A 12,645-nucleotide genomic window follows, 5' to 3' on the forward strand; every position below is an offset into this window, starting at 1 on the left:
GTTGCTTTTCTTATATGGTTAAAAAATAGCTTGTTGTATCCTATGTTAAGCTATTAAATGTCAAAGTTGGGGTATTGACACGCCTCTAACTGCAGAAAGCAGGACAGCAATAAATGAAAAAAAATCGTACTTATGAGATATTAACCGGTATTTTGGCAGGATTATTTGCTGTTGTGATAGGACTGGCAATCATCAGTGTTGCAAATATCGCGCCCTTTTTTTCTCTTCTTCTTGGCTGCTTTCTTTCATTGCCAATTTTTATTGTTGCGTTCGGTCAAGGAACATTAGCCAGTCTCATCGCCCTCATAAGTGCCACTGTTGTTCTTAGCATAACCACTAATACCTATATTGCTCTTGGCTTTATGTTCTTATTTTTCCTTCCTGCTGTCTATGCTTCTTGGCTTCTTGGGCTTGCACGACCAGCGCAAAAAGAAAACGAACTGATATGGTATCCATTATCATCGGTTATTTTTCATTTAACTAATTTTATCGCTCTTATAGCAACTTTCATTGGGCTCTATGTTCAAACACGTCCTTCCACACCCATCGTTGCAAAAAAAATCACCGAAAACATAGCACAAACTCTGCAACAAACACAGTCAATAAAAGAAGCCGATATACGCGCTTTTAATGAGCTTTTAATGACGCATACAGCAACTTTTACTGCTTTTTCTTTGACTATTTATAGTTTGGTTTTTCTCATTGGTAACCTTTACTTTTCCATGATAGCAGCACAACATATGAAATGGCTGAAAAGACCCCGTGATGATTGGAGCCAAACTCTCCGCCTTCCAATTTCTGGAATTATTATTTTTATTATTGTTTGCATAGCATCGATGATTGAGTTGAGCGCTTCTCTTAACTTGAGTACCCTTGCCTTTAGTACTGCATACACTGTCATCATATTAATTAGCGGTCTAGCATATCTTCACAATATTACAAAAGGGGTAAACGGTCGGATTATTATACTTTCTCTTGTTTATATTGCTATTTTTACAGTCGTTTTTACTCCACCTATTGTTTTCATGATGCTTTTGATGGGAATTTGGGCTGCTATTCAATACAATTTTCAATCACGCAAAAAACTCCACTAAATTTATTTGTTCGAAAGGAAAAACTATGGATATTATTTTACTTGAGCGCATTCCTCGTCTTGGTCAGATGGGTGATATTGTCTCAGTTAAAGATGGTTATGCGCGTAATTTTCTCTTGCCTCAAGGTAAAGCTTTACGCGCAAATGAAGCTAATAAAAAACATTTTGAGGTACAACGTGCACAACTTGAAGCACGTAATCTTGAACGCAAAAGCGAAGCGCAAAAAATTGCTGAAAAACTTGATGGACAATCATTCATTGTTGTTCGTTCTGCTGGTGAAACAGGACAACTTTATGGTTCTGTGTCAACACGTGATATTGCTGAAATTATAACAGATGAAGGCTTTTCTATTGGGAGAAATCAAATCGAACTTAATCATCCAATAAAAATGATCGGTCTTCACACTATCACTCTTAGTTTACATCCAGAGGTTCAAATTTCTGTGATTATTAATGTTGCGCGTTCTACCAGTGAAGCACAACGCCAAGCAGAAGGTGAAACTCTCACTTCGGCTAAAGAAATATATAATATTCAAGAAGAATTATTAGAAGAAAGTCAGGAAGAATTATTGGCAGAAGAAATTAATGACAACGATATAAACAGTTCTCATCAAGAAGCTTAATTTCTATTTTTTCTTTCTGTTTTATATTTTTTATTCCATTTTAAATATCGATCATAAAATACTCACACTTTAAAAGTGAGTATTTTATGGCTATCGTACATAAAGAACCTAATTTTTATGAAAGAATTAGAAATATACTATTTAAAGGCATTACATGCCGAGAATAATAATATCACTAAGAGGAAATGTCTTTTGTTTTCCAGCATATAAAGCAAAAATAATTTAAAGTTCTACCCTTAAGGCTAAAGTTTGTATGAGCGTTAAGTTGATTATATCCTCACATGATCTGAAATAATTTCAGTTATAAAAAAATAATTCTACTTACACAGATATTGGAATTTTAAGGTTAAGTAACTTAAAAATACTTAAATTTAGAGTAGTAAAACTTCCACTTTAAAATCACATATTATAAAATAAAATAGATAGATGTTATATAAATAATACACAAATGATAAATGAGGAACGAAAAGAGAGTTTTAAAAAATTATATAATTTTAACTTAAAATGAAGATTTGTCGCTCTATTCTTTTAATTATACGATTTTCAATTTATCGCCTAAAGTAGCTAGACTTAGAATTTTAGTGGAAAAATATTATGGAAGAAACTAACGTTGTTAATGTCAGCTCTTCAAAGAAAGAGGATTCTCCTTCTTTTCGGCAACTTCCGCATAATATTGAAGCTGAACAGGCATTGCTTGGTGCCATCTTTATCAACAATGATTCTCTTGACCGCGTTTCAGATTTTTTAAAACCAGAACATTTTTTTGAACCATTGCATCAAAAAATTTATCATGTTTTATCTCACCTTATTAAAATAGGAAAACGTGTAGATCCAGTTACAATCAAGCCCTATATCCAAATGGAAGAAAAAATTGGAGATATTACTGTATACCAATATGTTGTTCGCTTAGCCACAGAGGCAGTCACTATTATTAACGCTGAAGATTATGGACGCGTCATTTACGATCTTTTTATCCGCCGGTCTTTGATTAACCTTGGAACTCAAGTCGTCAATACAGCCTTTGATGCTCCTGTAGAACTCACGCCTACCCAACAAATTGAAACTGTTGAAAATCAGTTATTTGAGCTAGCAGAAAAAGGGAAATATGGAGGTGGATTTGAAAATTTTAATGAGGCTATTAAAAAAGCTATCGATATGGCAAGTGCTGCGAAAAAGCGCTCTTCACAATTATCAGGGATAGCCACCCATATTAAAACACTTGATGAAAAAATGGGAGGATTACAAGCATCTGACTTAATTATCCTTGCGGGCCGCCCTGGTATGGGTAAAACCTCACTGGCTACCAATATTGCCTTTAATATTGCTAATGCTTATAATCGTAATGCCAATATCCAAGAAAATGAAGGCGGCATTGTGGGATTCTTCTCACTTGAGATGTCATCCGAACAGCTTGCAACCCGTATTATTTCTGAACAAACAGAAGTCTCTTCTTCTGATATTCGGCGTGGCAATATTTCAGATGAACAATTTTCAAAAATTATTCGTGCGGTGAACCAACTACAAAAGGCACCACTTTATATTGATCAAACTGGGGGAATATCAATTACGCAATTAGCTGCTCGTGCGCGGCGTCTCAAGCGGCAACATGGTTTAGATATCTTGTTTATTGACTATATCCAACTCATGACAAGCAGTTCAAAGCGTTCATCAGAAAATCGTGTTCAAGAGATCACAGAAATTACCACAGGATTAAAAGCATTAGCAAAAGAATTGAATATTCCTATTATCGCTCTCTCTCAACTTTCTCGTCAAGTAGAAAATAGAACAGATAAACGTCCACAGCTCTCAGATTTACGTGAATCTGGTTCAATTGAGCAAGATGCCGATATCGTTCTGTTTGTCTATCGCGAAGAATATTATCTCAAAAATGAAGAACCAAAACTAGGTAGCTTGGAACATACGAAATGGCAAGAAATAATGGATAAAGCTTTTGGAAAAGCTGACGTTATTATTGCAAAACAGCGCCATGGGCCGACAGGAATCGTGCCCCTTGCCTTTCAATCTGATTTCACACGCTTTAGTGATCTGGCCGATAGCAATTACCTTCCAGAGCAAATTGGTTAAATCGACATGGCGCGTAATCGTATTCAATTTATCTGTCAAAATTGCGGAACCATCCATTCCCGTTGGGCAGGAAAATGTAGCGCTTGTGGGGAATGGAATTCCCTTATCGAAGAAACTATAAATAGCGGCATAGGAAGTGGTCCTAAGCAAAATGCTCGTAAAGGACGCATTGTCACACTCACATCTCTTTCTGGAAATATCGAAGATGCTCCACGTATTCATTCTGGTATTGCTGAACTTGATCGTGTTACCGGTGGGGGCTTTGTCCGTGGATCAGCACTCCTTGTTGGAGGTGATCCGGGTATTGGTAAATCAACATTGCTGACACAAACAGCCGCTGCTTTATCACGTAAAGGATATAATGTCATCTATGTTTCAGGTGAAGAGGCTATTGCGCAAATTTGTCTGCGCGCACAAAGGCTTGAAGCTAACAATACAGAAGTGAAACTTGCTGCTGAAACCAATGTTGAAGATATCCTGGCAACCTTAAGCGAACATAAAAACCTTGATATGGTGATTATCGATTCGATTCAAACCCTATGGTCAGATACAGCAGATTCAGCACCTGGCACTGTCACACAAGTACGTATCGGTGCTCAGGCAATGATCCGCTTTGCCAAGAAAACAGGAGCCGCCGTTGTTCTTGTTGGGCATGTTACAAAAGATGGACAAATTGCTGGTCCTCGAGTCGTTGAACATATGGTTGATGGCGTTCTCTATTTTGAGGGTGAAGGAGGACATCATTATCGCATTCTTAGAACTGTAAAAAATCGCTTCGGACCAACAGATGAAATTGGTGTCTTTGAAATGTCTGATAAAGGATTACGCGAAGTGATAAATCCATCTGAATTATTTTTAGGGGAACGTAATGAAAAAGCACCAGGCGCTGCTGTTTTTGCAGGAATGGAAGGGACACGCCCGATACTCGTAGAAATTCAAGCGCTTGTTGCTCCTTCTTCCCTTGGGACACCAAGACGTGCGGTTGTCGGATGGGATGGAAATCGCCTTTCTATGATTCTTGCCGTTTTAGAAGCTCATTGTGGCATTCGTTTTGGACAGCATGATGTCTATCTGAACGTGGCAGGTGGATATCGCATATCAGAACCTGCTGCTGATTTAGCTGTAGCCGCTGCTTTGGTATCTTCTCTTGCCAATATCGCATTGCCAACGGATTATGTATATTTTGGTGAAGTCAGTCTTTCAGGAGCTACCCGCGCTGTTGCACATTCAGCACAGCGCATCAATGAAGCAAAAAAACTCGGCTTTCAAGGAGCCTTTCACCCCACAACAACAACCGAAATGATGAAGTCGCTCAACTTTCAACAAAAAACTTTCTCCGACCTTCCCGAACTCGTTGCTACTCTTACCGTAAGTAAAAAATGATCTGCACCACAGATATGATAATATAGAAAAAACTCTATAAAATACAAAAGATCCTTGCTATAAGAACAAAAAATGGCATAACAAAAAATATATTTGCACACAGACTTAAAAGAACACAACTTTATGTATAAGGAACAAACAAATGATCATAACAATCCTTGATGGAATTGTCGTAGTAATCATCCTGTTGTCCGCTTTTCTTGCTATGCTTCGAGGATTTTCACGTGAAGTGTTATCGTTGATTTCTTGGGCAGTTGCAGCTGTTACGACACTGTTTTTATTCAAACCTGTCTTACCTTTCTTTGAACAATATCTCTCTAATAAAATGATTGCATTGATCACAACATTGGTCACAATTTTTATTATTGTTCTCATTATTACTTCAATTATTACAATGAAGATCTCTGATTTTATTATTGATAGTCGAATTGGTATCCTTGACCGTGCTATTGGTTTTATTTTTGGAGCACTTCGTGGTTTACTTATCATGGTCATCGGTATGTTGCTGCTTAATGCACTGATTAAACCCGAGCTTCAAGCGAATTGGTTAAAAAATGCAAAAACAAGGCCTATTTTAGATTCATTGGGACAAAAAGTTTGGGAAATACTCCCCAAAGATATTGGATCTGTTCTCGAAAAGACGGAAAATTTGTTTAAAGACAGCAATAAACATACGTATGAGCAACACTCTCATGAAAAGATAATTTTCAAAAAATAGAGAATAGTTTTTCATGAGGAAAGAGAACTAAATGATGTAAAATGTGATATTAATGATTCCTCCATATCACAACTGAAAGAATATGATGATAAAAAGCGATGTTTTCTGTCAAGAATTTTCATTAGATGATGATACCCTTCATGAAGAATGTGGAGTTTTTGGTATTCTTGGGCATGAAGATGCTGCAACATTAACAGCTCTTGGACTCCACGCACTTCAGCATCGTGGGCAAGAAGCAGCTGGGATTGTTTCTTACCATAATAAAATATTTCATCAAGAAAAGCATTTAGGTCTTGTTGGCGATCACTATACAAACCCTGCAACACTTGCCCGCTTACCAGGAAATCGTGCTATTGGACATACCCGTTATTCAACAACTGGAGAAGTGGCATTACGCAATGTTCAACCCCTTTTTGCTGAATTGAAAGTTGGAGGTATTGCTATTGCGCATAATGGTAATCTTACCAATGGTCTCACATTACGCCGTGAACTCATCGCTTCTGGTGCTATCTGTCAATCAACGTCAGATTCAGAAGTTTTTCTCCATCTTATCGCCCGCTCACGTTATGAATCGTCCTCTGATCGTTTTGTTGATGCGATTCGGCAAGTAGAAGGTGGGTATGCTATGTTAGCGCTCACACGTACAAAGCTTATTGCGGCACGCGATCCAACAGGAATTAGACCTCTCGTGATGGGGGAACTTGATGGTAAGCCTATCTTTTGTTCTGAAACTTGTGCTCTTGATATTATTGGAGCAAAATATGTCCGTGATGTTAAAAATGGAGAAATCATCATATGTGAAATACAAAAAAATGGGGAAATTACGAAAAAAATTATAAAACCAGAAAATGAGACACCAGAAAAGCTTTGTTTATTTGAATATGTTTATTTTGCCCGCCCGGACTCAATCGTTGGAGGGCGTAGTGTTTATACAACACGTAAAAATATGGGAATTCGTTTAGCACAAGAAGCCCCCTGTAAGGGTGATGTTGTAGTTCCTGTTCCTGACGGAGGAACACCTGCCGCAATTGGCTATGCACAAGAAATTGGAATTCCCTTCGAGCTTGGTATTATTCGTAATCACTATGTTGGCCGCACTTTTATCGAACCAACACAACAAATTCGCGCTTTTGGCGTCAAGTTAAAACATTCGGCAAACCGTCCTGTGATTGAAGGAAAACGTGTTATTCTGGTTGATGACTCTATTGTGCGTGGAACAACATCCCTTAAAATTGTACGAATGCTTCGCGATGCAGGAGCAAAAGAAGTTCATATGCGCATTTCTAGCCCTATGATTTTTTATCCTGACTTTTATGGTATTGATACACCTAAAGCTGAAAACCTTTTAGCAAATCAATATCCAGATTTAAAATCTATGTGTGATTTTATTGGAGCGGATTCATTAGAATTTCTTTCAACGGATGGATTATATCTTGCTGTAGCAGGGGAAAAACGGAATAACGCCGATCCACAATTTACTGACCATTATTTTACTGGATATTATCCTACGCATCTGGTTGATCAAGAAAATCTCTCCAAAATTCATCAATCATCTGTTCTTAAAACAAGAGATTAATGATGACAAAACGTGACTTTAGTCTCCATGGGCGTGTTGCACTTGTTACTGGCGCATCAAGAGGGATTGGCTATTATTTGGCACTCGAGCTTGCTGCACGCGGCGCTCATATTATTGCTCTTGCACGAACAGTCAGTGGACTTACTGAATTAGATAATCAAATCCGAGAAAAAGGAGCTCATGCAACCCTTGTTCCCCTTGACTTGCATCATATGGAAAACATCGATACCCTTGCTATCTCAATTGCCAAACGCTGGAAAAAACTTGATATTATCGTTGCAAACGCAGGAATTCTTGGAACACTCTCACCAATAGCGCATATAGAAAACACGGTATTTGAAGATGTTTTTCAAATAAATCTTTTCAGCCAATGGCGCTTAATGAAAGCCGTTGAGCCTTTATTACGTGAATCTGATGCTGGACGAGCCATCCTGTTATCCTCAAGCGTTGCGCATGCTGCGCGCCCTTTCTGGGGAGCTTATGCAGCCTCTAAAGCGGCTTTAGAGGTGATTGCCCGCTGTTGGGCAGAAGAACTCAAACAAACCCCTATTAAGATTAATTGTGTCAACCCGGGTGCCACACGCACTGCCATGCGCGCTGAAGCTATGCCCGGTGAAGATCCACAAACTCTTCCTTCACCACAAGAGGTTGCAAAAAAGATAGTCCATTTGTTATCACCTGATTTAAAGGAAACTGGAAAACTCTTTAATGTCCATAAAAATCGGTTTGTAGATTATCATGTACCTGATTGATCATCATATGAGAAGTAAATCGTTTGACTCTCTCTTTTTCCTGTGCTTTTCGACAGAAGAATGAAGCACTTTATAATTCTTGGATAGCTTTAGCATCAGCCTTTTTCTCTTCTAAAGTAGCACGTTTATTATAAGCGATAAAACTACAAGGGAGAAAAATCATATAGCTAACAGCTGTAATCAATAAAGTTTCCCATGTGTAAGTCGCAAGAAAACCGACATAAATAACAATGACCAACATGCAAGGTATAACGATATCGCGCCTTAAATTTTGATCAATTGTTTTTGCATTCCATACCGGTAAACGACTAATCAAAAGAAAAGCAATAATTACAGTATAAAGACTAAAAAATAATGCCCACCCCCAATTGGGGACCAAACCAAGAGTGCCTAAATAGGTAGGCAATAAAAGTAATAATGCTCCTGCTGGTGCTGGAACACCAACAAAATAACTTCTCTGCCACTTAGGTATATTGGGGTTATCTAACATCACATTAAAACGTGCTAATCGCAAACAACAAGCAACACAATAAACAAGGGCAGCAACCCACCCAATATGATTCGCTTGATTCAAGATAAAAGAATAAACAATGAGTGCAGGGGTAACACCAAAATTTATAACATCAGCAAGAGAATCCATCTGTGCCCCAAAAGATGAACTACCATCTATTAAACGGGCAATGCGACCATCAGCACCATCTAAAACTGCGGCCAAAAGCACCATTAAAATAGCAGCTTCATAGCGATGTTCAAAAGCCAAACGAATGCTGCTCATCCCTGCACAAATTGCTAAAATAGTAATGATATTAGGAATGACATACCGCATTGATGTAGGTGAACGCCGCCGATTTGCAACATCATCATGCTGCCCCTCAGGATTGAATGAAGAAAATGGCGAAAAATTTTTCATTGTGAGTCCTAATCGTATCTGAAGTCCGTTGTGGCACTCTTATCATCAAAAGAACCCAAAACTGTTTCTCCAGCAATTGCTGTCTGTCCAACTGCAACACGCAATTTCATTTCAGTTGGTATATAAACATCAAGGCGAGAACCAAAACGAATCAATCCAAATCGCTCACCAGTCATAACGGCATCGTTTTCTTTTGACCAGCAAACAATCCGGCGCGCAACCATTCCCGCTATTTGTACGACACCAATTTTACCATGTTTGCTATCAATTACCACCCCATTACGCTCATTAAACTGACTAGCTTTATCAAAGTCAGCATTGGTAAATCGACCTGGATGATAAACGATAGACTCTACTGTACCACTGATAGGAATACGATTAATATGGCATGAAAAAACATCCATAAAAATGGAAATACGGATCATTTCATCTTTCCCTAATCCTAATTCTTCAGGTGGAACACATGATTCCACAAATGAAATACGCCCATCTGCAGGCGACATAACCCAATTTGAATTCAAAGGGATCACACGATCTGGATCACGGAAAAAGTATACACACCACACCGTGAGAACGAGACCAAACCAAAACAACGGACTCCATATCCAACCAAGAATGAGCGAAATAACAAAAAACGCTACAATAAAAGGATAACCTTCTTTATGAACCGTTACAAAGCTATTATGGAAAGATTGCAGAATACTCATATAATTTCCTATTCATCGTAAACTTAAACAAGCAACAAAGCTTTTTGTTCCTCTTGTGTCTTTTTATGTATTTAATCAATCACTCCATATAAAGATATAGATTACATTTTGCTCTATTTATTTTTTACGATTAACAACACTCGTCTCATCTTCTTCACGCATTTTACGTAATTTTTCTTCCGCTTGCGATGCTTCAAGCTGCTTATTCCACATTGAAGCATAGAGACCTTTCTTGCGTAAAAGCTCTGTATGCGTCCCATTTTCAATAATACGACCACTTTTAAGAACTAAAATTTCATCCGCATTGATAACAGTAGAAAGACGGTGCGCAATAATCAATGTTGTACGTCCACGGCTTACAATATCCAATGCTTGTTGAATTTCCTGTTCCGTCGCCGTATCAAGAGCCGCCGTTGCTTCATCTAGAATAAGAAGTGGAGGAGCTTTTAAAAGTGTCCGTGCAATAGCCACGCGTTGTTTTTCACCACCTGATAATTTGAGACCTCGCTCTCCTACCATAGACTGAAAACCTTCCGGTAAAATTTCAATAAATTTTGATATTTGTGCCATTTCAGCAGCTTTGCGCATCTCTTCATCTGTAGCACTTGGACGCCCATAGCAAATATTATAGGCAATTGTATCATTAAATAACACCGTATCTTGTGGGACCATGCCAATCGCTTCACGCAAACTCTTTTGTGTTACGTCACGAATATCCTGCCCATCAATTGTGATAGAGCCTGCATCAACATCATAAAACCGAAAAAGCAACCGAGAAATAGTAGATTTACCGGCACCTGATGGACCGACAATAGCGACTGTTTTTCCTCCAGGAACTTCAAAATCAATATCTCTGAGAATCTGACGTCTCGAATCATAGGAAAACTTTACCTGATGAAAACAAATGGTCCCATCGCTTATCTCTAACGGTTTAGCATCCGATTTATCAACGATCTCTTTCTGAACATCTAAAAGATCAAACATTGCTTCAATATCCGTTAAACCTTGTCGAATATCACGATACATTGAACCAATAAAATTTAGTGGAATGGAAAGTTGCATTAAAAGCGCATTAATAAAAACAAAATCTCCTAAAGTTTGTGTCTTATAAAAAACTTCATAAGCTGACATCAGCATCATGATCGTCATTCCAATACCAAAGATAAGAGTCTGACCAAAATTAAGCCAGCTTAAAGATGTCCAAATCTTTGTTGCGGCTTTTTCATAACCTACCATAGAAGCATCAAAACGATCGGCTTCTAGAGTTTCATTACCAAAATATTTGACCGTTTCAAAATTCAAAAGAGAATCAACAGCGCGAGTATTCGCCTCAGTATCCGCTGTATTCATTTTTTGCCGAATACGAATACGCCAATCACTCGCCTTAATGGTAAACAAGATATATAATCCAACCGTTGCAACAACGATGAGAAGATAATGCCACCCATAACTTATGTAAAATACCAGTGCCGTTAATATAAATTCTAAAACTGTCGGTACTGTACTAAGAATTGAAAATCTTACGATCGCTTCAATTCCTTTTGTTCCACGCTCAATCACACGAGAAAGCCCACCTGTTCGGCGTTCCAAATGAAATCGCAAAGATAACTCATGCATATGTACAAAGGTTTTATAAGCTAATTGACGAACAGCATATTGACCAACAGTGGCAAACAGGGAATCGCGTAATTGATTTAATCCAGCCTGCATAATACGCGCGACATTGTATGCCAAAACGAGCATGATGGGAATAATCCAACTGGATGGGAACCATTCAGGTAGCTGAAAGCTTGAATCAAGCACATTCGTAGAATATTTAAATAAATACGGTACAGATATGAGAACGAGCTTAGCCAAAACAAGATAAAATATTGCCCATAGCACACGCATTTTTAGATCACGCCGACCTACCGGCCACATATAGGGCCATAAATTGTAAAGTGTGTGCAGAGTCTTCCCTGTATCTGATGATACAGTTTTTGTCATTTCATTGCGTTTCATAAAGTCCTTACTTCTCTATCATCCGCACAAACAGGCAAAATACCCTCTGTGGTTATTTATAGATTCATCTCTTCATTACGGCTTCCAATAAGCTATACCTACCCGTTTTTTGAAGTTAGACTGTTTTTGAAAAAGGAACAAGAAATAATCCACTATACAATTTATTATTTGGATCTGTATTTTCATACCACTCTGCCGCAAATAAATTCTCAGACTTTACACGCTTTTTTTTCAGTTCTGCATGAAGCCACTTTCTTGTTTTACCAATCTCTTTCAGCCCCTTATCAAGAATTTCACCATTTTGTATTAAAATGATAGACTTCTTTCCTTCTTCCTTTTTAATAACGGAACAATCGCCATTGGTTTCTAAACGAACGAAAGCAGCTTCATGTAAACTACAGCCTTTAATGCGCAACATTGTAATCAGATCATTCACACTGATACCTAATTTTTTAATCTTGTCCACTTGAAATACTCCATCTAAAACCAATGCAATATGTCGTCCTGCAATGAGACGACGAAAAAAAACTGAATAGCGCATCAGAAAATTAAGAGATGTGACTAAAGTCTGCCAAATAAATAAGACGATCAACAATTGAATACTGCTAACATCCGGACTATAAATAACGCCTCCAATAATACTTCCCATGACAAAATTACTTACCAAATCAACTGGCGTCATTTGACTAAGACTACCACGACCTGTGGTTCTTAAAATCAAGAGGAAAGCGATAAGTCCTACAACTAGTTTTAGTGCAACATACCCATAATGATATAAAAATTCCATCATATTCTCC

At 38.0% G+C, this 12,645-nt stretch carries 11 protein-coding genes; 7 read left to right on the forward strand and 4 right to left on the reverse strand.

Translation table 11 applies throughout. The annotated features are described in order from the left end of the window. Positions 1–113: 113 nt before the first annotated feature. The 7 genes from ACFILO_RS02660 to ACFILO_RS02690 all read left to right on the forward strand — a co-directional run bounded on the left by ACFILO_RS02660 (position 114) and on the right by ACFILO_RS02690 (position 8,230). On the forward strand, positions 114–1,094 hold the full coding sequence (locus ACFILO_RS02660; protein WP_375631716.1) for a hypothetical protein: 981 nt from the start codon (positions 114–116) through the stop codon (positions 1,092–1,094). 25 nt (positions 1,095–1,119) lie between these two features. Further along, positions 1,120–1,716 carry a 50S ribosomal protein L9 gene (rplI, locus tag ACFILO_RS02665; protein ID WP_273791080.1) on the forward strand — a complete coding sequence of 199 codons (597 nt, stop codon included), beginning with the start codon at positions 1,120–1,122 and terminating at the stop codon, positions 1,714–1,716. 594 nt (positions 1,717–2,310) lie between these two features. Beyond that, entirely contained in the window at positions 2,311–3,801 is a 1,491-nt protein-coding gene (locus tag ACFILO_RS02670) for a replicative DNA helicase (protein WP_375610161.1), read from the forward strand. A 6-nt stretch (positions 3,802–3,807) separates the two neighbouring features. Next, positions 3,808–5,184, forward strand: coding sequence for a DNA repair protein RadA (gene radA, locus ACFILO_RS02675; RefSeq protein ID WP_375612937.1), 1,377 nt, complete (start codon positions 3,808–3,810; stop codon positions 5,182–5,184). 142 nt (positions 5,185–5,326) lie between these two features. Next, positions 5,327–5,902, forward strand: coding sequence for a CvpA family protein (locus tag ACFILO_RS02680; RefSeq protein WP_375629260.1), 576 nt, complete (start codon positions 5,327–5,329; stop codon positions 5,900–5,902). A gap of 82 nt (positions 5,903–5,984) precedes the next feature. Then, positions 5,985–7,478, forward strand: coding sequence for an amidophosphoribosyltransferase (gene purF / locus ACFILO_RS02685; protein WP_375631714.1), 1,494 nt, complete (start codon positions 5,985–5,987; stop codon positions 7,476–7,478). A 2-nt stretch (positions 7,479–7,480) separates the two neighbouring features. Further along, positions 7,481–8,230, forward strand: a complete 750-nt coding sequence (locus ACFILO_RS02690; protein WP_375620812.1) for an SDR family NAD(P)-dependent oxidoreductase — start codon at positions 7,481–7,483, stop codon at positions 8,228–8,230. A 70-nt stretch (positions 8,231–8,300) separates the two neighbouring features. On the opposite strand, the gene pssA is transcribed toward ACFILO_RS02690, so the two are convergent. The 4 genes from pssA to ACFILO_RS02710 all read right to left on the reverse strand — a co-directional run bounded on the left by pssA (position 8,301) and on the right by ACFILO_RS02710 (position 12,635). After that, positions 8,301–9,140 carry a CDP-diacylglycerol--serine O-phosphatidyltransferase gene (gene pssA / locus ACFILO_RS02695; RefSeq protein ID WP_375611225.1) on the reverse strand — a complete coding sequence of 280 codons (840 nt, stop codon included), beginning with the start codon at positions 9,138–9,140 and terminating at the stop codon, positions 8,301–8,303. A gap of 8 nt (positions 9,141–9,148) precedes the next feature. Further along, positions 9,149–9,847 (reverse strand): phosphatidylserine decarboxylase, encoded by a 699-nt coding sequence (locus tag ACFILO_RS02700; RefSeq protein ID WP_375612939.1) that lies wholly within the window; start codon positions 9,845–9,847, stop codon positions 9,149–9,151. 117 nt (positions 9,848–9,964) lie between these two features. After that, positions 9,965–11,848, reverse strand: a complete 1,884-nt coding sequence (locus tag ACFILO_RS02705; protein ID WP_375612940.1) for an ABCB family ABC transporter ATP-binding protein/permease — start codon at positions 11,846–11,848, stop codon at positions 9,965–9,967. 115 nt (positions 11,849–11,963) lie between these two features. Continuing rightward, positions 11,964–12,635, reverse strand: coding sequence for a DUF421 domain-containing protein (locus tag ACFILO_RS02710; protein ID WP_375631812.1), 672 nt, complete (start codon positions 12,633–12,635; stop codon positions 11,964–11,966). Positions 12,636–12,645 lie beyond the last annotated feature (10 nt).

The organism is Bartonella sp. AP72JLCBS, assembly GCF_042195705.1.
Taxonomy (GTDB): Bacteria; Pseudomonadota; Alphaproteobacteria; order Rhizobiales; family Rhizobiaceae; genus Bartonella.